Raw genomic sequence first — 25,773 nt, 5'->3', positions numbered from 1 at the left:
TGTAAAACATAGAAAAGACAATTGCCTATACTTAAAAGAAAAAAACATTTCAGCTCGCTGTTTTGGAAGTTAGCATGCACACCCTGAAGAGCAGACTAACAGCTAAAAACCATTGGCTTAACATGTGTATTCATTATTTTACAGCTCAATTTTTAATTTAAATTTTAAAGAGTGCCCATAAAATATAAATTTGTGGCAAAACGCAAATTATGTTTAATAAAAAATCAGTTTTAAGTTTAGTTTTAATACTCACATGTATTATGGTAGGGAAGGCGCAGGTAAAAATAGGTTTCGAGGTTTCCTTTAAAGAACCGCAGGCTCATTATGCCGAGGTTCAAATGAACATTTCTGGCTTAGCTAAGGATTATGTAGATGTTAAAATGCCAGTGTGGACACCAGGTTCTTATTTGGTACGCGAATTTGAAAAAAGTGTTGAAAATTTTAAAGCCACAGCATCTGGTAAGGCACTAAGAGTAGAAAAGGTAAGAAAAAATGCCTGGAGAATTTATTCAGCTAAAGCCAGCGATATTAAAATAAATTATCGTGTTTATGCTTTCGAAATCTCAGTTCGTACACCATTTATTGATGAATCGCACGCTTTTTTATCTCCAACAGGAATTTTTATGCATCCTGATGGCATGATTAAATCGCCAAGTACCGTAAAAATTATTCCTTTTAATACTTGGAATAAAGTATCTACAGGATTAACGCCTGTTGCAGGACAGAATTTTACTTATCACGCAACTGATTTTGATATTTTATATGATAGCCCAATTGAAGTAGGAAATCAGGATGTATTTGAATTTAATGCTTCAGGCGTTCGCCATGAAGTAGCCATGTACGGGGGTGGTAATTATGATAAAGAGAAATTAAAAGTAGATATGGCTAAAATTGTAGATCAGGAAACTGCAGTTTATGGCGAAAATCCAAATAAACATTATGTATTTATCGTTCACAATTTTCAACGTGGCGGTGGCGGTTTAGAGCATTTAAATTCTACAACTTTAGGTGCTAGTCGCGATGCTTACAATACAGAAAAAGGTTACAATGGCTTTTTAGCGCTTGTTGCACATGAATATCATCACCTTTGGAATGTTAAGCGTTTACGCCCAATTGCTTTAGGCCCGTTTGATTACGACAACGAAAATTATACAACTAACCTTTGGGTTGCAGAAGGTTTTACTTCGTATTACGAAAATAAATATATGCACAGAGCTGGTTTTGTAGATGCAAATGGATTTGTAAATGATTTAGCCGCAGGCGTTGCAACGGTTTTAAATACGCCAGGTGCTAAAGTTCAATCTGCCGCCTCTTCTAGTTATGATGCATGGATTATTGGTTACCGTCCAAACGAAAACTCGAAAAATAATGCCATTTCTTACTATAATAAAGGAGAAGTGATTGGTATATTAATGGATCTTGAAATTATAAATGCTACAAAAGGCGCAAAAAGCTTAGATGATGTAATGAAAGCCATGTATTTGCAATGTAAAACATTGAAACGCGGTTATACTGATGCAGAATTTAAAGCTATGGTAGAAAAGATTTCAGGAATTAGCTTTACCAATTTTTGGGCTAAATATGTAAATGGTGTTGATGACGCTGAATATGTAAAATATTTCGGTTATGCAGGTGTTGATGTTTCAACAGAAAATGCTACACCAGATAAACCCGTAACAGGTGCATCTTGTTCTTTAACAAGCAATGGTTTAGTTGTTACCTCAACAACAAGAAACTCGGCCGCTTGGGTTGATGGTTTAAATGTAAACGATGAAATTATTGCTGTTGATGGTATTTCAATAAGTGAAGCCCTATCTACAATTAAATTGCGTAGCCCAATGGTTGCCTTAGATGTTTTGCCAGTTGTATCAAAGAAAAATATTGGCGATGTACTTAAGGTGAAAGTGAAAAGAGATGGACTTGAAAAAGAATTCTCGTTAACCTTAAAAGCTAATCCAAGTGTGCGCTTAAAAGCAACGATAAATGAAAATGCAACGCCTGCACAAAAAGCAGTATTTGCAAAATGGACAGGTAAATAGTTAGTTGTCTTATTAGAATAAAAAAAATCCCGATAGTTTACTACCGGGATTTTTTATTTAAAACTTTTCGCTTAAAAAGTAAATCTAAAGCCTAAGCCAAATCTACCAGCAGCAAAATCACTGTCATTATCACCTAAATAAATGGTTGGTCTCCAATCAAAAGCAATATTTAATGGAGCACCTGCAATTTTATAGTCTAATCCCGCCATCGGTTTTAAAGCAAATGTAGTATTGCTATAACCACCGTAGCTGAAAAAATTTAATGATGGACCACCACCTGCATACCACTGTAACCCTTTTGCACCTTTAATATCATCATTATACTGATAAAAAGCATTAATTGTGGTTAAGTGAGAACCAAATAAAACCTCTGCCTGCCCAGCACCATGTCTGCTAAAGAAATGCTTAACCGAAGGGCCAACCAATGTAGTTCCATCACCAAAATCAAGCCCCAAGCCTAATGCAGTTTTATAAGTTTGAGCTTTTGCCCCTGTGATACTTAAGGCAAATAATGAAGCACAACCAAGGAAAGTAAAAAATAATTTTTTCATGTGTTAATGTTTTAGATTAAAATTTATCCACTTTCTGCCTATCTAAATAAACCTGAAAGTGGGTTGTTTAATGATTTTTAAATTATTCTGCTATAAGCAACTTCTGTGCCGTAGTGTTTTTAAAGTGTCATTTTTTAAAACATAATATTCAATTTTCTGGTTAAACTTTTGTTTTATTCTTGAATTGAATGCTTGTAAATGTCTGTTAATTAAAATCTTAATGTTTTGCGGTTGATTAATTCATTTGGTTGAACCTCCTTATTATCAAAAAGCTTGATTTTATTAATCACATCGACCATTTTGTATGGTTTTAACGTCAAAAATTTTTTTCACAAAAAACAATGCTTGCATAGTAATTATGGAATTACTAAGTTTATTCAAATATTTTATACTCAAACGCCATTTGGTATTTAAGTATAAAACACATTTTTAAATTAAAAGGCACAGAGATATTACATCTTTATGTTTTGATTTTTTTAACTTAACCAAATAATATAAATCAATATGGCTGCAGAAATTAAACGGGTTTTTGATCTTTTAAAATATAGCCTTGAGCATCCCAGCAAAGAGTTCATTAACGGTAAAATAAAAGGTAAATGGATTAATTATAGTACTGAAGAATTTTGTACTACCGTTGATGCCCTAAGTAAAGGACTAATCAAAAAAGGAATTGGTAAAGGTGGTCGTGTAGCCGTAATGTCTCACAATAGGCCCGAATGGAATATTGCCGATTTTGCATCCAACCAAATTGGTGCCTATCAAATTCCATTATATCCAACCCTTGCAGAACATGATGTTGAGTTTATTTTAAAGGATGCAGAAATCTCGATCATCTTTGTAGCGGACGAAGAGATTTATAAAAAGATAAAACCCTGTGTTGATGCCGTTAATCCTGAAATTAAAATTTATAGTTTTGATGATATTCCAGAAGCAGAAAGCTGGAAAGTTTTATTGGATGATGGTAAGGCAGATACCGAAATTAAACTAGACGAGTACAGAGATAAAATTGATGCAGAGGATGTTTTAACCTTAATTTATACTTCGGGTACTACAGGTACGCCTAAAGGTGTAATGCTTACCCATCATAATTTGGTTGCAAATTTTGTTAATTCTGCAGTAGTTATTCCTAAAGGTTTAAACAAGGGATTAAGCTTTTTGCCCCTTTCGCACATTTTTGAACGGATGATTATTTATTTGTATCTGTTTAACCGTACTTCAGTATACTACGCCGAAAGTATGGATACCATTGTAGCAGATATACAATTTGTTAAACCAAACGCCTTTTCTACAGTTCCACGTTTGCTTGAAAAAGTGTACGATAAGATTATGGAAAGAGGAAAAGCATTAACTGGCATTAAGAAGGGAATCTTCTTTTGGTCGGTAGCCCTTGCCGAAAAATATACTATTGATGCAGGATGGTGGTATAATTTCAAACTAGGAATTGCCCGTAAACTTGTCTTCAAAAAATGGCAGGAAGCTTTAGGTGGCGAAATTGTAGTTATTGTATCTGGCGGTGCCGCACTAAACCCACGTTTGGCTAGAATATTTTGGGCTGCTGATATGCCCGTTTTTGAAGGCTACGGATTAACAGAAACCTCTCCGGTAATTACAGTAAATCATTTTGGTGGTACCATGTTTGGTTCTGTTGGGGAAGTTATTGAAGGCGTTGAGGTAAAAATTGCACAAGACGGGGAAGTCCTTGCCCGCGGTCATAATATTATGAAAGGTTATTATAATCGCCCGGATTTAACAGATGAAGCAGTGGATAAAGATGGCTGGTTTCACACTGGTGATATTGGTGAATTAGTTGATGGTCGTTTCTTACGAATTACTGATCGTAAAAAAGAAATGTTTAAAACCGCTGGCGGTAAATACGTTGCTCCACAAATGCTTGAAAATAAATATAAAGAATCTATCTTTATTGAGCAGATTATGGTGTTAGGAGAAAATAGAAAATTCCCATCGGCCCTGGTTGTTCCAAATTTTGAAACCCTTAAAACTTGGGCAGGCAGAAAGGGCATTACCTACACTAGCAATGAAGAAATTATTAAAAATGAGCAGGTTTTAACTAAGTATAACGAAGTTATAGAAAGCTTTAACTCGGCTTTTGGTAAGTGGGAACAAGTTAAAAGATTCGCTTTGCTCCCAAAAGAATGGAGTATTGATGGCGGAGAATTAACACCCAAACTAAGTTTAAAAAGGAAGGTTATTACCGAAAAAAATAATACTATAATAGAAAAGATTTATAAAGATGCAGAAAACTATAAAGCACCACAGTAATTGTTTTATTTTAAGTTTTTTTCTATGCGCCGTTACATTGCTAATTGGTTGTGCTAGTGGTCAGTTAGGAAAAAATAATAGTGGTGAATATAAAAATGGAATGGTTGTTTCAGCTCATCCAGAGGCATCTCAGGTTGGTGTAGATATTTTAAAAAAGGGCGGCAACGCAGTTGATGCAGCTGTTGCGGTGCAATTTGCTTTAGGTGTGGTTTATCCAAATGCTGGCAATATTGGTGGAGGTGGCTTTATGGTTTATCGCGCAGCTGGTGGAGAAATAAATGCTTTGGATTTTAGAGAAAAAGCTGCATCTGCGGCATCCAGAGACATGTATCTTGATGCGTCTGGAAATCCAATTGTTGATAAAAGTTTATATGGGCACTTGGCTGCAGGCGTGCCAGGCTCAGTTGATGGGATGGTTGAAGCCCATAAAAAATATGGCAAATTAACTTGGGCACAGGTTGTGCAGCCCGCAATTGATTTAGCCGAAAAAGGTTTTAAAATAACAAAGCGCCAAGCAGGAGAGTTAAATGGTTTGCACCGCAAATTTATGGATTTTAACCCGTTAGGAACTGCTTTTGTAAACTTAGAAAGTACTTGGAAAGAGAATGATCTTCTGGTTCAAAAAGAGTTGGCAAATACATTAAAACTTATTCAGCAAAAAGGTCGTGATGGCTTTTATGCCGGTGCTGTAGCAGATTCAATAGTAGCAGAAATGCAACGAGGGAAAGGCTTGGTAACCAAAGAAGATTTAAAAAATTATCATTCTGTTTGGCGCAAACCAATTGTAGGTCAATACCGTGGTTATAAGGTTATTACTATGCCGCCAACATCTAGTGGTGGAATAGCTTTAATTCAATTATTGCAATCTGTAGAGCCATATCCCTTAAAAAAATGGGGGCATAATGCGGATTCTACCGTACAGGTAATTGTAGAAGCCGAAAGAAGGGTTTATGCAGATCGTGCCACTCATTTAGGCGATCCGGATTTTTATGCCGTACCGCAAAGCCAACTTTTAAGTGCCGATTATAATAAAAAGCGTATGGCTAACTTTAATTGGGCTAAAGCCACGCCTAGTAGTACTGTTTTAGCTGGTGAGGTTGCCGGAAAAGAGCATGAAGAAACTACCCATTTTTCTATTGTAGATCATGATGGTAATGCCGTTTCCATAACTACAACCTTAAATGGATCTTATGGCTCGCTTGTGGTTGTAAAAGGAGCAGGCTTTTTATTAAATAATGAAATGGACGACTTCTCTGTAAAGCCCGGAGCACCAAATATGTATGGTTTAGTAGGCGGAGAAGCAAATGCAATTGCCCCAAATAAAAGAATGTTAAGCTCTATGACGCCTAGCATTGTAGAAAAGGACGGTAAATTGTTTATGGTTGTGGGTACGCCAGGAGGTTCTACAATCATAACTTCGGTGTTCCAAACTATTATTAATGTTATTGATTTTGAGATGCCTATGCAGGCTGCGGTTGCCGCTAAGAAATTTCACCATCAATGGTTGCCAGATGAAGTGTATGTTGAAAAAGACGCTTTAGACAGTTTGACGGTAAAAAAATTAAAAGATAAAGGATACCAAATTATACAACGCGGAGCAATAGGTAGAGTTGATGCAATTTTGAAAACGAAGTGGGGTTACTATCAGGGCGGTGCAGATCCAAGAGGAGATGATAAAGCAATTGGATACTAATGTGGATAAGTTGATAATTATTTTATTAAACCATGCTTTTTGGTATGGGTATTGTGTATAGCAGGACAACGCTTATTAACGTTTATATAAAAACAATATGAAATCACAACTATTTAGAGCACTTCCGGTTGCATTAGCCGGTTTATTTATTGGGTCAGTAGCGCAAGCTCAAGAGCCAGCTGCAACAGCTGCTAAGTTAAGATCTTGGTCAATTGGTGTAAACGCGGGTATTTTAACTCCGTTATCTCCATTAGGAGGTAAAAACGACTTTAGTAACAACAAATCAAGTTTAGGTTACGGTCTTTACATCAAAAAACAATTTACTCCTTATTTCTCTTTACGTTTAGATGGAGTTAGAGGTAAATTAAAAGGCGATAACACAGAAGCTTTTAAAAGCGGTCTTGTAAATAATAGCCCTGTAAAATCTTTTTCAACTGAGTTAGAATATTCAGGAACTTTAAACGCTGTTGTTAACTTGTTTAACATCGATATGTTTAAAAAAGAAAATGCATTACAATTATATACTTCAGCAGGTGCTGGTTTAGCTGGTTACAAACCAACTATCACCACAGCTAGTGGTACTGCATTGTATGCGGGTGATAAGACAATTAAAGAATTGATTATTCCTGTAGGTGTAGGTGCTAAATTTAAAATTTCTGACGCGGTTAACTTTGATTTAGGTTGGACAATCAACTTTGTTGATGGTGATAACTTAGACGGTTACTACAGAGGTGGAAACGATAAATATAACTATGCTTATGCAGGTTTAGAGTTTGCTTTAGGAAGCGGAAAACAATTAGCTTTCCATAATCCAGTAGCTTTAACATATGATGAAGCTTTAAAAGCAAAACAAACTGCTGATGGATTGAAATCAGATCTTGATGCTCAAAAAGCTGAAAACGCTAAATTACGTTCAGAGTTAAATAACTTATTAACTGATACTGATGGTGATGGTGTAGCTGATAAATTAGATAAATGCCCAGGAACTCCAGCTGGTACTGTTGTTGATGGTGCTGGTTGTCCATTAAAAGTTCCTGCTCCACAGGTTACTGAAAAAATCATTGTAACTGAAGCAGATCGTAAAGTTGTTGCTGATGCAATTAAAAACTTAGAATTTGATTTAGGTAAAGCAACAATCCGTTCTAAATCTTTCGCTACTTTAAACCGTGTTGCGGCTTTATTAGTAGAGAAAAACTTTAGCTTAAAATTAGCTGGCCACACAGATAACACTGGTTCTAAAGAGTTAAACTTACGTTTATCTAAAGAAAGAGCAGAATCTGTAAAAGCTTACTTGGTATCTCAAGGTGCTAATGCTTCAAGAATCGAAGCTACAGGTTACGGCATGGGTCAACCAATTGCAACTAACAAAACTGCAGCTGGTCGTCAACAAAACCGTCGTGTAGAATTTACATTATACTAGTCAATTCTAATTGATATTGAACGCCCCCGATGCAAATCGGGGGCGTTTTTTTTTGACAAAAAATATGCAGATTCCTCTTGCATTAACAAAATACATTCATTAGCTTTGTTATGCAAGCATAATAAATTAGCTAAATGAAACAACAACAAACACTGGATTATCACATTAAGTTTGCCTGGCAAAATATGTTTAATAAATATAATCAAATGGCTGCCGGCTTTGGCATAACACAGGCTATTGGTTATATGTTAATTAATATAGATGATGAGCAAGGTACGGCAGTTTCTAATTTGGCGGCATTGCTTGGTGTAAAGGCAACCAGCCTATCGCGGATGTTGAATAACATGGAAGAGAGTAATCTTATTTATCGTGAAACTGCGGCTGGTGATAAACGTTCTGTAAAAATATTTCTAACCGATTTTGGAAAAGAAAAAAAACATCTTGCAAAAGGTGTTGTTCGTAAATTTAATGAATATCTCGATGAGCATTTTTCTAAAAAGGAAAAAGAAACATTCATTACTCTGTTAATTAAGTTAAATGAAATTACTGTAGCATATACTGTTGATTAAATAATAATTTATAATGAAACGAAGCATAAATAAAGTTGCTGTTTTAGGCTCAGGTATTATGGGATCGCGTATAGCATGCCACTTCGCTAATATTGGTGTAGAGGTTTTGCTATTGGATATTGCCCCAAAAGAACTAACCCCTGAAGAGCAGGCAAAAGGAGTAACGCTTGACAACCCAGCGGTAAAAAACCGGATTGTAAATACAGCTTTGCAAACAGCCGTAAAAACCAATCCTTCTCCAGTTTATTCTAAAAAGGTATTAAACAAAATTAAAACAGGAAACTTCGATGATGATATGTCGAAAATTGCTGGCTTTGATTGGGTAATTGAAGTTGTTGTTGAAAATTTAGATATTAAGAAAAAAGTTTTTGAGCAGGTTGAACAATATCGTAAACCTGGTACATTAATTACTTCAAACACATCGGGCATTCCCATCCATTTAATGGCCGAAGGAAGAAGTGATGATTTTAAAGCGCATTTCTGCGGTACTCACTTTTTTAATCCACCACGCTATTTAAAACTGCTTGAAATTATTCCCACACCCCATACTCAGCCAGAAATTGTTGATTTCTTAATGCATTATGGGGATAAATTTTTAGGTAAAACCACGGTTTTATGTAAAGATACTCCAGCATTTATTGCAAATCGTGTTGGTGTTTATTCTATTATGGCGCTGTTGCATTTGGTTGATAAACTGGATTTAACAGTAGAGGAAGTAGATAAATTTACAGGACCAGCCTTGGGTAGGCCAAAATCTGCTACTTTCCGTACTTCGGATGTGGTTGGTTTAGATACCATGATTAAAGTTGCAAAAGGGCTTTACGACAATTGTCCTGATGATAAGGCACACGAATTATTTAAACTTCCTGCATACGTGCAAAAAATGGAAGAAAATAAATGGTTGGGCGATAAAACAAAACAAGGCTTTTATAAAAAAACTAAAAATGCAGAGGGAAAAACGGAGATCCTTGCGCTTGATTTAAAAACACTAGAATATAAACCTCAGCAAAAAGTAAAATCGGCTACTTTAGAAATGACAAAGCCGGTTGAAAACCTGCGTGAGCGCATGAAGATTTTTGCTAAGGGAAAAGATAAAGCAGGAGAGTTATTCCGCCACTCATCTTTCGGATTATTCGAATATGTTTCTGATAGAATTCCTGAAATTTCTGATGAATTGTATCGCATTGATGATGCCATGCGTGCAGGTTTCGGTTGGGAACTTGGTCCTTTTGAACTTTGGGATGCCGTTGGCCTTAAAGAAGCTCTTGAAGGAATGGAGCAATATGGAAATAAAGCTGCAGCCTGGGTTCATGAAATGCTTGATGCCGGAAATACTTCATTTTATAAAGTAGAGGGTGGAGTTAAAAAGTATTATGATATTCCGACCAAAACATATAAAGCATTACCGGGAACGGACGAATTCATCATTTTAGATAATATCAGAGAAAATAAAACCATTTGGAAAAACTCTGGGGTTTCTATTATTGATTTGGGTGATGGCATTTTAAATGTGGAATTCCACACCAAAATGAATACCATCGGTGGTGATGTAATTTCGGGAATTAATAAAGCTATTGATATGGCTGAAAAAGATTACCGAGGATTAGTAATTGGTAATGACGGAGCAAATTTTTCTGCTGGTGCTAACGTTGGGATGATTTTTATGATGGCGGTAGAGCAAGAGTGGGATGAATTGAATATGGCTATCCGCATGTTCCAAAATACATCAATGCGCATTCGCTACTCTTCAATTCCTGTGGTTGTTGCACCCCATAATTTAACTTTAGGCGGTGGTTGTGAGTTTAGTTTGCATGCAGATCACGTTCAGCTTTCTGCCGAAACTTATATGGGTTTGGTAGAGTTTGGTGTTGGTGTAATTCCTGGCGGTGGCGGTACAAAAGAATTTGCGTTACGTGCATCAGATGAGTTTAAAGATGATCAAATTGTTCAAAATGCATTGAAAGATCGTTTCTTAACCATTGGAATGGCCAAAGTATCAACTTCAGGTTATGAAGCTTACGAATTGGGTTATCTTCAGAAAGACAAATTCTCAATTTCTATGAATCGTAATCGTTTGTTAGCTGATGCTAAAGCTAAAGCAATTGAGCTGGCTGATGCTGGTTATACAAAACCTGTACCTCGTAATGATATTAAGGTTTTAGGAAAACAAGGATTAGGAATTGTTTACGCAGGTGCCAACAGCATGTACGCAGGTCATTATATTTCCGAACACGACAAAAAGATTTCTGAGAAATTAGGTTATGTAATGTGTGGAGGCGATTTATCATCCCCAACAGAAGTAACTGAACAATATTTATTGGATTTGGAAAGAGAAGCGTTTTTATCCCTTGCAGGAGAAAGAAAATCTCTTGAAAGAATTCAATCTATAATAACCAAAGGGAAACCGTTGAGAAATTAAAAATAGAGAATTAAAATACGAACATAAATTATCAAAATACCATGTTCGAAAAGAGATTCACTGATAGTAATTAACAAATAAAATAATGCGCAGGTTAGGTCTCGATACTTGATTCTCGCTACTTTATACTAAAACAATGGAAGCATATATTATAGCCGGATATCGTACAGCAGTAGGTAAAGCACCTCGCGGCGTATTCCGTTTTACAAGAGCTGATGATTTAGCTGCAGAAGTGATTAGAGCTTTGGTGGCATCAGTTCCGAATTTAGATAATGAACAAATTGATGATGTAATTGTAGGTAATGCTACCCCAGAGGCAGAGCAGGGCTTAAATATTGCCCGAATGATTTCGTTAATGGGTTTGGATACTGATAAAGTTCCTGGTGTAACCGTTAACCGTTATTGTGCTTCTGGTTTGGATACCATTGCTACTGCAGTTGCAAAAATTAAAGCAGGAATGGCCGATTGCATCATTGCCGGAGGTGTGGAGGTAATGAGCGGAATGCCTTTTGGTGGATGGAAACTGGTGCCAAATGCAGATGTTGCTAAAAAAAATCCAGACTGGTATTGGGGTATGGGTTTAACTGCAGAAGCTGTTGCTAAAGAATATAATGTGAGTCGTGAAGATCAAGATGCTTTTTCTTTAAAATCTCATGAGAAAGCGGTTCATGCAATTAAAAACGGTCATTTAAAGGATGGCGTTTTACCTATTACCGTTAATGAAAATTATTTAGATGCAAATCTGAAAAAGAAAACCCGCTCTTATGTTGTAGATACTGATGAAGGACCACGTGCAGATACAACTTTAGAAAAACTGGCAAAATTAAAACCTGTTTTTGATGCCAATGGTTGCATCACTGCTGGTAACTCTTCGCAAACATCTGATGGTGCAGCATTTGTTTTAGTTGTTTCTGAAAAGAAAATGAAGGAACTAAATGCAGAACCAATTGCCAGATTAGTGAGTTACGGAATTGCTGGGGTGCCTCCTAGAATTATGGGAATCGGGCCGATTGAAGCGATTCCAAAAGCATTAAAGCAAGCAGGTTTAAAGCAAGATGATATTGATTTAATCGAGCTGAATGAAGCTTTCGCTTCTCAATCTTTAGCGGTAATTAGAACCTTAGATTTAAATCCTGAAATTATTAATGTTAATGGCGGTGCAATCGCTTTAGGTCACCCACTTGGCTGTACAGGCGCTAAATTAACCGTTCAGATTATGAATGAATTAAAAAGAACAAATAAAAAATACGGTATGGTAACCATGTGTGTGGGAACAGGGCAGGGCGCAGCTGGAATTTTTGAATTGCTTTAGATATAAAATCACGTCATTGCGAGGCACGAAGCAATCTTAGTGCTTTAACTAAATAGTTTGTGCCTCTTAACGACGACAAAATAGAAAAATTGGAAAGCTTATGCGTTCCATTAAATATAAAATTAAGTGATTATCTACTCAATTGATACTCGCTACTAGCTACTAGAACAATGGAAACAACTGAAAAAAAGACAATTAAAGGCGGCGAATTTTTAATAAAAGATACCGTTTATCAGGATGTATTTATCCCCGAAGAATTTGATGAAGAGCAGCAAATGATTGCGCAAACCTGTCGTGATTTTTTAGCTTCTGAAGTTTATCCGAATTTAGATAAAATAGACAAGCAGGAAGACCCTGAATTAATGCCATCGCTATTAACCAAAGCAGGTGAGTTGGGTATTTTAGGCGTTTCGGTTCCTGAAGCATATGGAGGTTTTGGAAAAAACTTTAATACTTCCATGTTGGTTGCCGATGTTGTTGGTGCTGGGCACTCATTTGCTGTTGCACTTTCTGCCCATACAGGAATTGGTACACTCCCAATTTTATATTATGGTAATGAAGAGCAAAAAGCTAAATATATTCCAAAATTAGGATCTGGAGAGTGGAAAGCTGCATATTGTTTAACAGAACCAAATTCTGGATCTGATGCAAACTCTGGTAAAACCAAAGCAAAGCTTAGTGAAGATGGTAAACACTACATCATCACTGGCCAAAAAATGTGGATTACCAACGGTGGCTTTGCTGATATTTTTATTGTTTTTGCTAAAATAGATGACGATAAAAATTTAACTGCATTTATTGTTGAGAAAGATTTCGGTGGCATCACCATGAATCCTGAAGAACATAAAATGGGTATTAAAGGCTCTTCAACTCGTCAGGTTTTCTTTAATGATTGTCCTGTCCCGGTAGAAAATATGTTGAGCGAGAGAGAAAATGGTTTCAAAATTGCCGTAAATATCCTAAACATCGGTCGTATTAAATTATCTGCTGCCGCGATTGGTGCCTCAAAAGCAACTTTAAATACGGCAATTAATTATTCAAATGAACGTATTCAGTTTGGTCGCCCTATTTCTAAATACGGAGCAATTCGTTTTAAAATAGCTGAAATTGCATCTAAACTATACGCTGTTGATGCAGCAAATTATAGAGCTGGTCAAAACATTGATGATACTTACGATCAGTTGGTAGCTGGTGGAATGGAATCTGGCAAAGCCAGGTTAAAATCTGTAGAGCAGTTTGCCGTAGAATGCGCCATTTTAAAGGTTTGGGGTTCCGAAGCGTTAGATTACACAGTTGATGAAGGCGTTCAAATTTACGGAGGTATGGGCTTTAGTGCAGATGCACCAATGGATAGAGCATATCGCGATGCACGTATCAACAGGATTTTTGAAGGTACCAATGAAATAAACCGCCTGTTAACGGTTGATATGATGTTGAAAAGAGCCATGAAAGGTGAGCTTGATTTAATGACACCTGCAACTGCTGTGGCTGCAGAATTAATGAGTATTCCTGATTTTGGCGAGGAGGATACAACCTTATTTGCTGCAGAGAAAAAAGTGCTTTCTAACTTGAAAAAAGCAACTTTGATGGTTGCCGGTGCTGCGGTTCAAAAACTGATGATGACTTTAAGCAAAGAGCAGGAAATTTTAATGAACATCGCCGATATGGCTAGTTATGTTTATGTGCTTGAATCGGCTTTGCTTAGAACTGAAAAACTAGTAAGCTTGCGTGGCGAAGAAGCAACAGCAGGTCAGTTAGATTTATTACGTATTTATTTGGTTGAAGCGGTTGATGGAATTGCTAAAGCAGGAAAAGAAGCACTTTGGGCTTTTGCTGAAGGTGATGAGCAACGCATGATGTTGGTTGGCTTACGCAGATTTACTAAAATGGAACCATTTAACGTAAAAGATGCCCGCCAAAGGGTTGCACAGCAATTAATTGAAGCAAATAAATATATTTTTTAAAATTTAAAGCTGACAGGCTAAAGACCAAAGCCGAAAGACCTAAACCTAAAGCGAATAGGGGTGTAAAAACCTAATTTAAATTTGCACAAAGGTTGTTTAGTCTTTCAGCTTTGGTCTTTCTGTTTGTGTTTATTTGTTAAAATAGGTTAAAAATTGGTGCATCCGTATTAAAAGCCTATTTTTGTGGATGATGGTTAGAATTAAATTAACTTTAATACTTTTTATTGGCATGATAACGATTTCAGCCTGTAAAAAAACAGAAAGTGACGACAAACAAATGACAGACTTTATCAAGGCAAATAATATTAATGCCGTTAAACACGAATCTGGGTTATATTATCAGATTATAAAACCTGGAAGTGGATCATTTACATATCCTTCCAATACCAAGATTACCATTAAATACGAAGGTCGTTTATTAAACGGAAATGTATTTGACAATGGTGGTGGTACAGAACAAACTTTTCCTTTAGCCAATTTAATTGAGGGTTGGCGAATTGGTATTCCATTAATTCAAAAAGGAGGGGAAATTAGATTAATTATTCCGCCAAGTTTGGGCTATGGAAGTCGTGCTGTTGGTACAATTCCTGCCAATTCTCCTTTGGATTTTACCATACAATTAATAAACGTACAATAACATAGAATGAAAAAATATACTATTGCTTTATTTTCGCTTTTAACGGCTGCCGTATTATTTACCGCCTGTAAAAAGGATTATGAATCTATTGAAAGCGTAGATGAGGCTGCTATACAAGCTTATATTAAGAAAAACAATCTTAATATGACTAAAGATCCTGCAGGTACAGGCGTTTATTATCAGGTAGTAACTCCAGGTACTGGGGATGTATTTGCTAATCAGGATTCTGTTTTATTTACCTATCAGGAAAAATCTATTACTGATGGAACTACCTATTACGCTACAGGTGCAAATACAAACAGTGGAACTTATTACGGTTACATGAGCAATACTTTTAATGGGGCTTGGGGTAAAGCACTAAAAGGACAGCAGTATGGTGCTAAAGTTAGATTGTTAATTCCTTCTCACCTTGCTTATGGCAAAAATGGAAATACATCCATGAATGTGCCTTCAAATGCTGTTTTAGATACATATGTAAATACTTTTATTTATAAGAAACAGTGGCAACTAGACGATTTTAGAATTCAAACCTATTTAATATCAAAGAATTTAACAGCTACTAAAGATGCTACAAGGATTTATTATATCGTAAATACCCTAGGAACGGGAGCATCGTTCGATCCGGAATCTACCACTTCGGTTACGATTAAATTCACTGCTCGATTACTAGATGGAACCGTTTTTGGCTCTTCTACTGATGGAACATTTTCTACATCATTATCATCAACTGCTCAGCTAATTTCAGCATGGAAGTTATTAATTCCTAAATTTCCTATTGGAACTAAATTTAGAATGTTTATCCCTTCTGATTTAGCTTACGGTACATTAGGAACTTCAAATTCGACTACGGGAGTGACAGTAGTACCACCAAATGCTGTTTTAGATTACGATATTGAAATTGTAAGCGTTACGAATTAAGCGCTTCTTTAAAAACTTTTAAAATTCTTTCTCTTGCAAAAGTATGCTCAACTATTGGTTGGGCATATTTTTTTGTTCCAAATTCTGGCACCCATTTTTTAATATATTCAAACTTGGAATCGAACTTTTTTGTTTGTAGTTCAGGATTAAAAACTCTAAAATATGGTGCCGCATCATTTCCTGATCCTGCGGCCCATTGCCAGCCCCCAACATTGCTGGCCATTTCGTAATCCAATAGTTTTTCAGCAAAATAAGTTTCACCCCATCGCCAATCAATCAATAAGTGTTTAGTTAAAAAACTTCCAACAATCATTCTAACCCGATTGTGCATCCAACCTGTTTCATTTAACTGTCGCATGCCCGCATCAACAATCGGATAACCGGTATTTCCACTGCACCACGCTTTAAATTCTTCTTCGTTATTGCGCCACTTTATTTTGTCGTATTGCTTTTTAAAAGAATTTGAAGCAGAATGCGGAAAGTGCCATATGATAAACATGTAAAACTCTCTCCAGGCCAATTCAGATAACCATACTTCGGCTTTTGCTTCTATAGCATCAGCTACAGCTTTACGAATACTCAAAGTACCAAAGCGCAAATGCAAACCTATATGTGTGGTACTATCCAGTGCAGGAAAATCCCTTTCTTTACCGTAATCACTAAGTTTGCTTTTATAATTCAGTTTAGGGAATTTTAAAGTGCTACGCTCAAATCTCATATCTTCTAATGAAATTAGAGGAAGTGCCTTTATTGGCAAAAGATGTTTAAAGTATTTTTTATTAGGGTAAGGTTTAATAAAAAAGTCGTTTAATTTAGCGTGCCATTGTTTGTAAAATGGCGTAAATACGGTATACGGAGTTCCATCTGCCTTTAAGATTTCATTTTTTTCAAAAATCACCTGATCCTTAAAAGTTCTGAATGCAATTTTTTCACTCGTTAAAAACTCGGCCATATCATCATCACGTTCTCTAGCATAAGGCTCATAATCATGATTAGTATAAACTTCTTTTACATCGTATTCTTCTAAAATTTTTGACCAAATATCTTCTGGCTTTCCATATTTAACTAATAAATCTGAACCTTGCTTTTGTAATTCTACTTTAAGAGTTTCAATTGTTTGATGAATAAAAGTTACCCGAGCATCATCCTTTGGAAGTTTATCGAGAATATTTCGATCAAAAATAAATAATGGAAGTACGGGGTTGCCACTTTTTAAGGCATGATAAAATGCGGCATTATCTTCTAAACGCAAATCACGGCGAAACCAGCAAATACAAATTGTCTTCTTCATCATCAAATAGGAATATTTTTCAAAGGTAATAACAGAGAATTAAACTGCTGGTTTTATTTCAGATGGTATTATTTCGATATATTCAATAAAACTCCTTTATTATGCCTAGTTTTTCTCCATTCCCAGGGTGGGGTAGGGTTTGCATCATGCCATAAGCCAACCTTATTTTTTCGGGCAGCAATTTCTAGTGAAGCATAAACAGGATCGCTAGAGTATTTTTTGAAATGCCAAGCCATACCTTGCTTAACCATTTCCTGATTTATGTTCTGCTTTTTATTGTTTAAAATAACAGCAATCAGTCTTTTATAACGATCAAGTTTTTGACCGTATACAGTTACCTGCTGCCCAAAACATAAATCAGACAATGCCTTTTTTGCATTATTTCCAAATGGCTGCGAACCTCTTTTTTCAGGACAATCTATATGCGCCAAACGAATTTTTATTGGCTTACTTTCATAAAGAACTTCCATGGTATCGCCATCCATAATGCGAATAACTTTAGCGACGAAAATCTGATTTTTTAAATTAGGTGGCTCCTCAATATTTGCGTGGCTATTTAAACACTGACTTAAGAATAAAAATAAAATAGATAAAGTTATTCTTCCCATTTACATAAAGTCATGCCGTCCTTTTTAGCTTTTTCTAAGGTGATTTTTACAATTTTATAGCCGCAAGTTTTCAATCCTTTACAGTTAGAGTTATAATGATATTTTTGAGTTTTGCCATTGTTGCAAATATAAACATCGGTAGTTTCTTTGAAGATTGGATAGATAAATAAAAATAATAAGATAGAGATTGGTTTCATAATTAATAGAATATTAAACTTGAACTAAAAATTGTGCATATTAAATACTATAATAATTCTATTTTCCTCAAATGGATATCCATTTGCTTTTGAATGGTTTTGTCATAGTCAGATTCCAGTTCATTTGATTTTCCTATAAGAATTAACAACTCAAGTAATAAAAGAAATGATAACCATATAATATATACTACTAATGCAATTGTAGATTGCTTAAGAATATCTAACATAATCTTAAGTTCATCTAAAAAACCAACCTTACTTTTTACTTCATTTTCTAGTAATGCTCTAAGGCGGAGTAAAATATTCTCTTTATTTATCTTTTGAATGCTTAGCTCCCTTATTTGATTATCAATTGGCTCTAATTGCGATATTTTTGGATTTGTTATTACCCTTATGCTTGTAGAAATGGTTTTCTTGAGAGTCGTATTAATTACCGACTTTTTAGTGCTATCGGTTGTTGAGTTAGAAATTGGAATCTGATTAGTTGAAGTTTCTGTAATTTGTTTAGTGGGATTTTTATTTATATCATCGACTAAATCCTTTCTTTCCTGTTCTTTTTTCGAAAGAGAACTATTCAAATTTGCGATTTGATTAGTTATTTCATTTGTTCTTCCAGGTAATAGGATATTGACCTGGTTTTGATTGCTTGCCATTTTATTTTTATCAATATCATCTTTAAAGATTATTTGATCGATTATTAATGATCCAATTACCGACATTAATAATGCAAGTCCGATACGTGTTATCTTTAAAAAAAAATTAGTTTTATCCGCAAGTAAGATTTGCCTCTCAATTTGAATAATTATAAGAATGGAGATAGCAGATCCAAACATACTTCCGATAACGCCCAATTTAATATAGCGATCACAAAAACAATAGCCTACAAAAGCCCATATTATTGTAACAATTAAAAGTGACGCACTATATTTTTTAACTTTTCTAACAGAAATTTCACTACAATTGGAAAGAATGTTGAAGTTGTATCCAGTTAAAAGACAGCAAGTTTTAAGCCACCAAATTTGAAATTTTTTCATTTAAAATCGTTTTAAAATTGTGTGGTGAGAAATTGCTGATAGCCCATTTTTAAATCCACGGGTATAACTAATAATTATTCCTTGACTATCACCCACATTATTTTTGGCTTCATCTTCTATATTTAAAACTTTTTGAATATGGCTTTCGGCAATATTTTTTTTCATTTTGAGTTCATCTACTACATCTACCATTCCTGTTCTAGCTCTACTGTCAATGTGAAATTCAATTTCTTTTATGAAATCCTCATAGAAAGTTTTCACTCTTCTAATTGTTCTTTCTAATTGATTCTTCAGGGCCTCAATATTCTGCTCTAAATGAATCATATCAGGATTCATTAATGCATCATCATATCCTTTTGCTTCATGATTTTTATCGAGAAAATCAAATAGAAGTTCGATATTGTTCTCAAGTTTTTTAATCTCGGGTTGCTCATTAACTGTAGAAGGAATTGTTTCATTTTCAATAAAAATATGTTCAGGAATATCAATATTTGTCTGAAATCTATTAATTTGCTCATTCTGAGTTGTAATTGCTGGAACTATTTCAGCATTTTTCTTTTTTAAAAAATTAAACATAGTTATATTGAAATTATGGGTACTTTAAATTTTGAGTGTCCGCGTTGATGGCATGAGTTGCATAAAGTTAGAAGCAGATCATTGGAGTAGTCCCACGGAGCTTTAAATTTCCTTACAGTTTTAAGAAAATGATATTGCCTGTGATGGACTTGTAAGTTTTCGCTTTGATTACAAATCACACACTTGTTTTGATCTCTTTCCAATATTAATATTCTTTTATCTTTCCATCTTTGATCAAATAATAAATGTCCATAAGAACCATGGGTACCTATTATTTCAGACGGCTCACCTTTCTGTTGAGTAATGTTTGTCCTTATATACCTTCTATAGAGATTCATAAATTTTTAATTTGCTTTTATAATCGTTGCATTCACACTTGATCTGAGTTAAATGATGATTGATCTTTTACCAATAAGTTTGTCATTAGGGGAAACATTCCAGGAAACTCCAGATGCAGGAACAGCTCTTTCTCTTCCCCAAGTTCTAATAGCTTCAATTTTCTCTGGCGCAGTTTTACTTAGTGGAACAATATTTCTAAAACATCTGTCGAATAACTCATCATTAATAAAATCATCACCATGAATTATTGCCTGAATAGCTACGTCTCTAACAGCGCCTTCAATATCTGAACCAGCAAAACCTTCTGAAATTTCCACAAGTTTTTCTAGCACATCTGCTGATGGTTGATTAAGTAAATTCCTTTTTACATATAGATTTATAATGTCTTTCCGTTCTTCTTCTGCTGGCAGGTCCACAAAAAATAACTCATCAAAACGTCCTCTGCGTAACAGTTCTGGAGGAAGTTTTCCAACATCATTTGCTGTTGAAACAACAAATACTTTAGCCTCACTTTCTTGTAGCCAGAATAAAAATTGTCCAACCATTCTTGTAGAAGTACCTCCATCGTTAGATGCCGTTGCACCAGATAAACCTTTTTCAATTTCATCTATCCATAAAACACAAGGCGCAGCATTATCGGCAGAATCAAGAGCTTCTTTTAGCCTGTTTTCCGATTGACCTAGATATTGCCCTTGTATTGTTGCAAGATCGAGCCTGTATAAAGGAAGATTCCAGTTTGCTGCAACGAACTTTGCTGATAAAGATTTGCCGCAGCCAGGAACGCCGACCAAAAGAACACCTCTTGGTGGCCTCATTTTTCTTGCTTTAAGGTCAGCTGTTAAAAGTTGCTTTTGATTGTCTAACCAATGCTGCAAGCCACTTAAGCCTGCAACCGAAAGGTTTGAAGGATCTATTTTTACTTTCTCTAATCCCGAGATATTACTAAATAACTTATCTTTTGCATTACTTAATTCTTTAATATCATCTTTTAACAAAGAACCTTTAGCCATTTGTGTAGCCAAAACATTTTCAGCTTCTATTTTTGTCATGTTAGCTAAAATCGTAGCTGCCATTTTATAATCAGCCTCATCCCACTCAAGCGGTATAGACCCTTTATATGGAGTTACACATTCCTTAACAACATCAAGCATTTCTTCTTCATTAGGGGCATCGAGGGTTATGGTCATACCTAACCTTTGTAATTGTGGCCAAATGCTTTTTGTTGTAACCAAACAAATGCAGCCGCCTCTTTCAATAGCCTGAATTACGCAATCATAAATATGCCTCGATGCTAAATTGTCATCTTCGATATCACTAACTTCTGTGAAAACAAAGGTTAAATTTTGTCTTTGTGCAATATTTTGAACTGAAAAATCCAATCCACCTGCAACTGAACGATCATCATTAACACTTTTCTTAGATTTGATGTCTATAGTTCCTTGCGATAAACTATGAACATAGATCGGAATATTAATTTCCTCTGCTAATTGTTGTACAACTTCCAATACTCTTTTTCTCTCAATGCTACGAATAGAAATAAATGGTATTCTAGCCCTGAACATTCTCAGCAACGAAATTTTGAACTCTGTTTTATTTGCCATTTTAGAAAATTATTTTTCTTACCGTGATTGGAATTATTTCGTTGTTTTTCGTGTTAATTTTATTTTCGTCTGAGCTATTAGTCAATCCAAATGAATTTAATAGGATTAACATGTTTTCTCTTCCTCTTGAAGTTTTGGAAATATTATCCTTCAGCGATTTCCTGATTTCAGAAATAAACTCTTCAAGATCTATCCGTAATGTTTTTTTTAAATCTTCTGGTAATCCCTTTAAGCCAACAAATCTCTGTAGAGGATATAAATTTTGTTTTCCGTTTCTTAAAGCAATTTCAAAATCACTTTCTGCTCGAAATTTTTGATACTTAAAAGAATGCTGAAATTTATCGAGCCAAGTTTGTTTACGTTTTTTATATGCATCTTCAACTCTTAAATAGAAACGAGAAGCAGTTCCTGCATCTAAAGTGAAATTGGCATAGCTCAACTCCTCTAAGCTAGTATCATCCCCAATTCCAAACTTCTCAAGAAGATTTACCCATGCTGAATATGTTGAGAGAGTTTCCATCAGTGCTTTTTAATTCTAGGATTTATAAACTGACTAGGTGGCATAATGTCCCAATTGGGAAATTTTGCTTCGTCTATTTCAGCATCCGTTTTTCCTTGAAATAAATTTGGGTTTAATTTATTGTTTGTCCGGATTTGATTGTTAATGCTATTTTCAGCTTGTTCCGAATGCTCGCCTAATATTATATTCATTTTATTGTTCAGTAATTGTTAGATAATATTTCTTGCTGTCTCCTTTGATACACTTGAAAAATCTTCAGGGGTAATTGAATTCAATAGTTGCAATGTTAATTCTGCTTTGTTGTCTTCGGTTGCATGTTCGCTTCTATAATCTACCGTTTCAGCTATGCAACCTCTCAGTACCTCTTTGGCCTTGAGCTGCCTCTCCTCAATATTTTCAACGACTTTTCTCTTCGCTTTTTGATAATTGTTAATCGAATTCCAAATTAAAACTCCTCCAATACCAAGGATAATTATTGCTAATAAAATATGCAGATTAAAAGCCCAACAGCCAGCGATACAAATTAGTGCGCCAATTATAAGACCTGCGTAGGGGAATGAAATTTTACTTAACTCAGTTTCCAAAATATTTTGATAAAATATTTCCTGCTTTTCTAGCAACTGTATTTCGTCACTGCCATTTTTTGTGGGTGTTTTAAAAGTATCAATATCAAGTTCTATATCCTGAGGTATACTATTTCTACTGTGTGCAGTAAATGTATTATAAGCTTCAACAATCCATGGTTGACTGATCGAGACCGCTAGAGCTTGGGTTACTTTTGTAACGCCAGATAGCTGGGGGTTAAAAGAGGCATTTGTAAGTAATTGTAAAAAGTCAACTTGTTCGTGGAAAATATGTTTTTCTGCATTTATTACGGCTTGAGCTGATTTTTTATCTCCATCCATCTGAATGATGAGTTGATTAAATCTTACTTGCTCCTGTAAAGGGAGTTCTTCATCATCAAAATTAGTTACTAGAAGTGATAATATTTCGTCTAGTTGAACTTTCGTGCTTTTAGAAAAATCTGCTGAGGCAGCAATAATACTTTTAAAATGTGAATTTAAAATATCATGAGTTTTAGCTTCTTTTAAAGATTTTTCAAGTAAATTCCAGTTGGAAGAAAACCTTGCAAGCAATGGATATTTTCCATCCGTTAGAGGACCAAGTGCCTCGAAAAAAGAAACCCATTGTATTTTTTGTTTATTGATAAAATCATCACCTTGTGTCAACTGATCTAACCAATCTTTAACATTTGTCATCATCAACTGTCTAGCCGCAGGGGGAAATACTCCAGTACTAACTGCTTCGAGTATCACAATGAATTCCCTGTCTAAACTGTGCGCACTTTGATGCATAAAATATCTTTTTAGCCATTCTATACAGGCTTCATTTCTTGAAAGTCTTCTCATTACGAGCATAAAGAAAAGAGTTGTTTTATAATCGTCTCTTTTCAATGCCTCATTCAGTGCTTTCTCATTTGTAGCTCTATCATTTCTAATCCATGCTGCTAGTGCCACTAATGTAGGAGCCAACCAATAACCAGGCGCTTTTATCATTACCTCTTCAGTCGAAAATTTTAAAGTATTATCACTCACAACGCCAGAATCTACACCTTGTAAAATACCGGTAGCCATTCTTCTGACTTCAGCGTAATAACCAAATTTGATTTGTAGATCTTGTTTTAGGTTTCCTTGTCTTGTCTCTGCAAGCTGTAAGGATTTGTGCTTTATATCTGCTTCTACAAAATCAGCAAAGGAAGAAGCTAATTTTTCTAATTCATTTTCTAGTTGATCCTGTTTGAAATTTATTGATCCAAGCTCAGAATGTACACCAGACATATCTGATTGAATAGACCTTAACGCACTATTGATGATAGAAAGGTCAGCGTAAGAAATTACTTGTTGTGACATATTAATATTGTATTACAGTTTACTTGCTGTTCCATCCTCACGGATTAAAATGATTTTATCTTTATATACTTCTACCATCGCATAAGCATTATGCTTGGCTACTATTCTTGCTTTTTCAAAATCCGGTTCCATTGTTTCTCCAACTTTATAATGTTTGATTATTTGAGAGCCACTTAAATCAAGCGTATGTACTTCGTATGGATGGCCAAGAAAGCATTTAGATACAATACCTAAAGGCAAATTCATAAGTTCAGCAGAACCAAACTCTTCCTCTATCGCTCTTAAGATATCTTCCATTCCTTTTGTACTCGTTAATGATTTAGCATCAATTCCTGAGATTAGATCCAAATACTTTTTTGAACGTTTTTTTAAAATATCTCTCTCAGTTATAAAGCCAGAAGAAGGAATTTCCTTTTTATCTGTTGTAAAATCCAATAGTCTGCTTTGAATTATATTTCTTCCCATAACAATTGATTTTAATTATTTATTAATAATTTTCTAAAGTTTTGTGTAACTGCGATCGGTAATTGTATATTTCATCCAGGTTATTTAGCAAAACCTTTTCTCCGGTATCTTTTCCGTTTTGGAAAGTTTCTAGGTAATTATTTGCCGTATTGAAGTGAAATCTGCATAGGGTTTTCGATTATTATCACACCATAACCTTCACTGGTTAAAATAACTTGACCGTTTGATGCTTTAAGATTAAACTGGTATTCTCCATTTGTTCTTTTGGTGATTATAAATTTTCCCATTAATTTTTAATTGTTTAGTGATTCAAAACTATGGATGTACACAAGCGTTTTTTTACGGGAAACCGTAAAAGCAACAATTTATTTTTAAATGGATTTAGTGGTGTTGCTTGTTGATTAACAGGGTGTTAATTGCGACGTAGAGTTGTGTTAAATAAATGAGTGGCGTTCTGTTTTAAACAGAACAATCCACCTCATTATTTTGGAGAGCTAATTAATTTAACACTAATTATTTTTCATTTTCTCTTCAGATTTTTCCTTACGCCACCAATTATTACTAAGCGTTTTAATAGATGTAAATGTTCTATGTATTCCAACTTTTATTGTTGCAGTATCCAAATCTTTAGCCCAAACGTGGATAATTGTGTCGCTTCCAATTTTTACCCACCAAAAAGTATTTCCATAACGTTGAGTAGAGTATACCTTGGTTATGTTTCCGCTAATGGTTTTGGAATTAAAATTTGGCTCCATCAATTGATAGGTTTTCATTTTTTGAGCTTTCGCGCTTACGCTTACTAAAACCATTAAAATGACTATGTAAAACTGTTTCATAATTCATTTCAAAAGTATCTATACAGAAAATCCTTTCTTTACGGGAAGCCATAAACAGATGAATATTTATCGTTTTAGCTTTTTCCGATGATCTAGGTCTAGCTATGCTGTAGAGTAACTCTTATCAGAAATGCAAAGTGAGCATTCTCCATATTGGCCAAGTGATTCCAGAGTGTTACCAAGTGATTCTAGATCGTTACCAAGTCATTCCAGAGTGTTACCAAGTGGTTCTAGATCGTTACCAAGTGATTCCAGATCGTTACCAAGTGATTTCAGAGTGTTACCAAGTCATTCCAGAGTGTTACCAAGTGATTCCAGAGTGTTACCAAGTGATTCCAGAGTGTTACCAAGTGATTCTAGATCGTTACCAAGTCATTCTAGATCGTTACCAAGTGATTCCAGAGTGTTACCAAGTGATTCCAGATTGTTACCAAGTCATTCCAGAGTGTTACCAAGTGGTTCTAGATCGGGTCTGTTCAATAAACTGTGTCAAAAAGAAAATTAATAACTTTAAACATAGGAATTATGTCAGATCAACAAGAAGAGCAGCACTTCAATTATAAAGCATTTGAAGATTCAGCTTTAGAGCAGCTA

At 35.1% G+C, this 25,773-nt stretch carries 23 protein-coding genes; 10 read left to right on the top strand and 13 right to left on the bottom strand.

Features of this window, described 5'->3' with window-relative positions; all coding sequences use genetic code 11:
* Positions 1 to 209: 209 nt before the first annotated feature.
* Positions 210 to 2,039 carry a M61 family metallopeptidase gene (locus EHC72_RS21610; RefSeq protein WP_131539802.1) on the top strand — a complete coding sequence of 610 codons (1,830 nt, stop codon included), beginning with the start codon at positions 210 to 212 and terminating at the stop codon, positions 2,037 to 2,039.
* A 71-nt stretch (positions 2,040 to 2,110) separates the two neighbouring features.
* On the opposite strand, the gene EHC72_RS21605 is transcribed toward EHC72_RS21610, so the two are convergent.
* Positions 2,111 to 2,590 carry a hypothetical protein gene (locus tag EHC72_RS21605; RefSeq protein ID WP_131539801.1) on the bottom strand — a complete coding sequence of 160 codons (480 nt, stop codon included), beginning with the start codon at positions 2,588 to 2,590 and terminating at the stop codon, positions 2,111 to 2,113.
* Positions 2,591 to 3,094: 504 nt separating this feature from the next.
* Here EHC72_RS21605 and EHC72_RS21600 point away from each other — a divergent pair.
* The 9 genes from EHC72_RS21600 to EHC72_RS21560 all read left to right on the top strand — a co-directional run bounded on the left by EHC72_RS21600 (position 3,095) and on the right by EHC72_RS21560 (position 15,802).
* Positions 3,095 to 4,870 carry an AMP-dependent synthetase/ligase gene (locus EHC72_RS21600; protein ID WP_131539800.1) on the top strand — a complete coding sequence of 592 codons (1,776 nt, stop codon included), beginning with the start codon at positions 3,095 to 3,097 and terminating at the stop codon, positions 4,868 to 4,870.
* Complete coding sequence (gene ggt, locus EHC72_RS21595) at positions 4,842 to 6,563, top strand: gamma-glutamyltransferase (protein ID WP_131539799.1); 1,722 nt, start codon at positions 4,842 to 4,844, stop codon at positions 6,561 to 6,563. Before EHC72_RS21600 ends, ggt begins: the two co-directional genes overlap by 29 nt.
* A gap of 97 nt (positions 6,564 to 6,660) precedes the next feature.
* Entirely contained in the window at positions 6,661 to 7,983 is a 1,323-nt protein-coding gene (locus tag EHC72_RS21590) for an OmpA family protein (RefSeq protein WP_131539798.1), read from the top strand.
* Between the two features lie 134 nt (positions 7,984 to 8,117).
* Complete coding sequence (locus EHC72_RS21585; protein WP_131539797.1) at positions 8,118 to 8,552, top strand: MarR family winged helix-turn-helix transcriptional regulator; 435 nt, start codon at positions 8,118 to 8,120, stop codon at positions 8,550 to 8,552.
* Between the two features lie 13 nt (positions 8,553 to 8,565).
* On the top strand, positions 8,566 to 10,971 hold the full coding sequence (locus EHC72_RS21580) for a 3-hydroxyacyl-CoA dehydrogenase/enoyl-CoA hydratase family protein (protein WP_170311742.1): 2,406 nt from the start codon (positions 8,566 to 8,568) through the stop codon (positions 10,969 to 10,971).
* A gap of 136 nt (positions 10,972 to 11,107) precedes the next feature.
* The gene (locus EHC72_RS21575) at positions 11,108 to 12,283 is read left to right on the top strand and encodes an acetyl-CoA C-acyltransferase (protein ID WP_131539795.1); all 1,176 of its coding nucleotides are present in this window, start codon (positions 11,108 to 11,110) and stop codon (positions 12,281 to 12,283) included.
* Positions 12,284 to 12,453: 170 nt separating this feature from the next.
* Entirely contained in the window at positions 12,454 to 14,247 is a 1,794-nt protein-coding gene (locus tag EHC72_RS21570) for an acyl-CoA dehydrogenase family protein (protein ID WP_131539794.1), read from the top strand.
* A 229-nt stretch (positions 14,248 to 14,476) separates the two neighbouring features.
* A complete protein-coding gene (locus EHC72_RS21565; RefSeq protein ID WP_233167020.1) occupies positions 14,477 to 14,884 on the top strand; it encodes an FKBP-type peptidyl-prolyl cis-trans isomerase in 408 nt (135 codons plus the stop codon).
* A 6-nt stretch (positions 14,885 to 14,890) separates the two neighbouring features.
* Complete coding sequence (locus EHC72_RS21560) at positions 14,891 to 15,802, top strand: FKBP-type peptidyl-prolyl cis-trans isomerase (RefSeq protein WP_131539793.1); 912 nt, start codon at positions 14,891 to 14,893, stop codon at positions 15,800 to 15,802.
* Here the strand turns inward: EHC72_RS21560 and EHC72_RS21555 are convergent.
* From EHC72_RS21555 to EHC72_RS21490, 12 genes are all read right to left on the bottom strand, one after another.
* Positions 15,792 to 17,096: a cryptochrome/photolyase family protein gene (locus EHC72_RS21555; RefSeq protein ID WP_394346897.1), complete on the bottom strand. Its 1,305-nt coding sequence runs from the start codon at positions 17,094 to 17,096 to the stop codon at positions 15,792 to 15,794. The two genes, EHC72_RS21560 and EHC72_RS21555, sit on opposite strands and share 11 nt — an antisense overlap.
* Positions 17,097 to 17,161: 65 nt before the next feature.
* Complete coding sequence (locus EHC72_RS21550; RefSeq protein ID WP_131539792.1) at positions 17,162 to 17,701, bottom strand: thermonuclease family protein; 540 nt, start codon at positions 17,699 to 17,701, stop codon at positions 17,162 to 17,164.
* The gene (locus tag EHC72_RS21545; RefSeq protein WP_131539791.1) at positions 17,689 to 17,898 is read right to left on the bottom strand and encodes a hypothetical protein; all 210 of its coding nucleotides are present in this window, start codon (positions 17,896 to 17,898) and stop codon (positions 17,689 to 17,691) included. Before EHC72_RS21545 ends, EHC72_RS21550 begins: the two co-directional genes overlap by 13 nt.
* Before the next feature lie 47 nt (positions 17,899 to 17,945).
* Entirely contained in the window at positions 17,946 to 18,932 is a 987-nt protein-coding gene (locus tag EHC72_RS21540) for a DUF4407 domain-containing protein (RefSeq protein ID WP_131539790.1), read from the bottom strand.
* Positions 18,933 to 19,508, bottom strand: a complete 576-nt coding sequence (locus EHC72_RS21535) for a hypothetical protein (protein WP_246029479.1) — start codon at positions 19,506 to 19,508, stop codon at positions 18,933 to 18,935. It abuts the gene before it with no gap.
* 386 nt (positions 19,509 to 19,894) lie between these two features.
* Positions 19,895 to 21,448 carry an ATP-binding protein gene (locus EHC72_RS21525; RefSeq protein ID WP_131539788.1) on the bottom strand — a complete coding sequence of 518 codons (1,554 nt, stop codon included), beginning with the start codon at positions 21,446 to 21,448 and terminating at the stop codon, positions 19,895 to 19,897.
* A gap of 1 nt (position 21,449) precedes the next feature.
* Complete coding sequence (locus EHC72_RS21520; RefSeq protein WP_131539787.1) at positions 21,450 to 21,968, bottom strand: hypothetical protein; 519 nt, start codon at positions 21,966 to 21,968, stop codon at positions 21,450 to 21,452.
* Positions 21,968 to 22,159: a hypothetical protein gene (locus tag EHC72_RS21515; protein WP_131539786.1), complete on the bottom strand. Its 192-nt coding sequence runs from the start codon at positions 22,157 to 22,159 to the stop codon at positions 21,968 to 21,970. Before EHC72_RS21515 ends, EHC72_RS21520 begins: the two co-directional genes overlap by 1 nt.
* 18 nt (positions 22,160 to 22,177) lie before the next feature.
* Positions 22,178 to 23,878 (bottom strand): hypothetical protein, encoded by a 1,701-nt coding sequence (locus EHC72_RS21510; protein WP_131539785.1) that lies wholly within the window; start codon positions 23,876 to 23,878, stop codon positions 22,178 to 22,180.
* 12 nt (positions 23,879 to 23,890) lie between these two features.
* A complete protein-coding gene (locus EHC72_RS21505; RefSeq protein WP_131539784.1) occupies positions 23,891 to 24,343 on the bottom strand; it encodes a hypothetical protein in 453 nt (150 codons plus the stop codon).
* Between the two features lie 137 nt (positions 24,344 to 24,480).
* A complete protein-coding gene (locus EHC72_RS23150) occupies positions 24,481 to 24,630 on the bottom strand; it encodes a YegP family protein (RefSeq protein WP_246029478.1) in 150 nt (49 codons plus the stop codon).
* A gap of 222 nt (positions 24,631 to 24,852) precedes the next feature.
* Positions 24,853 to 25,116 (bottom strand): hypothetical protein, encoded by a 264-nt coding sequence (locus EHC72_RS21490; RefSeq protein WP_131539783.1) that lies wholly within the window; start codon positions 25,114 to 25,116, stop codon positions 24,853 to 24,855.
* Positions 25,117 to 25,773 lie beyond the last annotated feature (657 nt).

This window comes from Pedobacter nototheniae (assembly GCF_004335085.1).
GTDB classification, from domain to species: Bacteria; Bacteroidota; Bacteroidia; order Sphingobacteriales; family Sphingobacteriaceae; genus Pedobacter; species Pedobacter nototheniae.
The sequence above is the reverse complement of the archived record's forward strand: the minus strand, read 5'-3'. Positions and strand labels throughout refer to the sequence as shown.

Bases quoted from the DNA above. Each gene is read 5' to 3' on its own strand.
- EHC72_RS21565 (WP_233167020.1), top strand. From the start codon at position 14,477: ATGATAACGATTTCAGCCTGTAAAAAAACAGAAAGTGACGACAAACAA.
- EHC72_RS21590 (WP_131539798.1), top strand. From the start codon at position 6,661: ATGAAATCACAACTATTTAGAGCACTTCCGGTTGCATTAGCCGGTTTA.
- EHC72_RS21505 (WP_131539784.1), bottom strand. From the start codon at position 24,343: ATGGGAAGAAATATAATTCAAAGCAGACTATTGGATTTTACAACAGAT.
- EHC72_RS21540 (WP_131539790.1), bottom strand. From the start codon at position 18,932: ATGAAAAAATTTCAAATTTGGTGGCTTAAAACTTGCTGTCTTTTAACT.
- EHC72_RS21580 (WP_170311742.1), top strand. From the start codon at position 8,566: ATGAAACGAAGCATAAATAAAGTTGCTGTTTTAGGCTCAGGTATTATG.
- EHC72_RS21555 (WP_394346897.1), bottom strand. From the start codon at position 17,096: ATGATGAAGAAGACAATTTGTATTTGCTGGTTTCGCCGTGATTTGCGT.
- EHC72_RS21515 (WP_131539786.1), bottom strand. From the start codon at position 22,159: ATGAATATAATATTAGGCGAGCATTCGGAACAAGCTGAAAATAGCATT.
- EHC72_RS21560 (WP_131539793.1), top strand. From the start codon at position 14,891: ATGAAAAAATATACTATTGCTTTATTTTCGCTTTTAACGGCTGCCGTA.
- EHC72_RS23150 (WP_246029478.1), bottom strand. From the start codon at position 24,630: ATGGGAAAATTTATAATCACCAAAAGAACAAATGGAGAATACCAGTTT.
- EHC72_RS21600 (WP_131539800.1), top strand. From the start codon at position 3,095: ATGGCTGCAGAAATTAAACGGGTTTTTGATCTTTTAAAATATAGCCTT.
- EHC72_RS21585 (WP_131539797.1), top strand. From the start codon at position 8,118: ATGAAACAACAACAAACACTGGATTATCACATTAAGTTTGCCTGGCAA.
- EHC72_RS21610 (WP_131539802.1), top strand. From the start codon at position 210: ATGTTTAATAAAAAATCAGTTTTAAGTTTAGTTTTAATACTCACATGT.
- EHC72_RS21575 (WP_131539795.1), top strand. From the start codon at position 11,108: ATGGAAGCATATATTATAGCCGGATATCGTACAGCAGTAGGTAAAGCA.
- EHC72_RS21570 (WP_131539794.1), top strand. From the start codon at position 12,454: ATGGAAACAACTGAAAAAAAGACAATTAAAGGCGGCGAATTTTTAATA.
- EHC72_RS21535 (WP_246029479.1), bottom strand. From the start codon at position 19,508: ATGTTTAATTTTTTAAAAAAGAAAAATGCTGAAATAGTTCCAGCAATT.
- EHC72_RS21605 (WP_131539801.1), bottom strand. From the start codon at position 2,590: ATGAAAAAATTATTTTTTACTTTCCTTGGTTGTGCTTCATTATTTGCC.
- ggt (WP_131539799.1), top strand. From the start codon at position 4,842: ATGCAGAAAACTATAAAGCACCACAGTAATTGTTTTATTTTAAGTTTT.
- EHC72_RS21545 (WP_131539791.1), bottom strand. From the start codon at position 17,898: ATGAAACCAATCTCTATCTTATTATTTTTATTTATCTATCCAATCTTC.
- EHC72_RS21520 (WP_131539787.1), bottom strand. From the start codon at position 21,968: ATGGAAACTCTCTCAACATATTCAGCATGGGTAAATCTTCTTGAGAAG.
- EHC72_RS21550 (WP_131539792.1), bottom strand. From the start codon at position 17,701: ATGGGAAGAATAACTTTATCTATTTTATTTTTATTCTTAAGTCAGTGT.
- EHC72_RS21525 (WP_131539788.1), bottom strand. From the start codon at position 21,448: ATGGCAAATAAAACAGAGTTCAAAATTTCGTTGCTGAGAATGTTCAGG.
- EHC72_RS21510 (WP_131539785.1), bottom strand. From the start codon at position 23,878: ATGTCACAACAAGTAATTTCTTACGCTGACCTTTCTATCATCAATAGT.
- EHC72_RS21490 (WP_131539783.1), bottom strand. From the start codon at position 25,116: ATGAAAACCTATCAATTGATGGAGCCAAATTTTAATTCCAAAACCATT.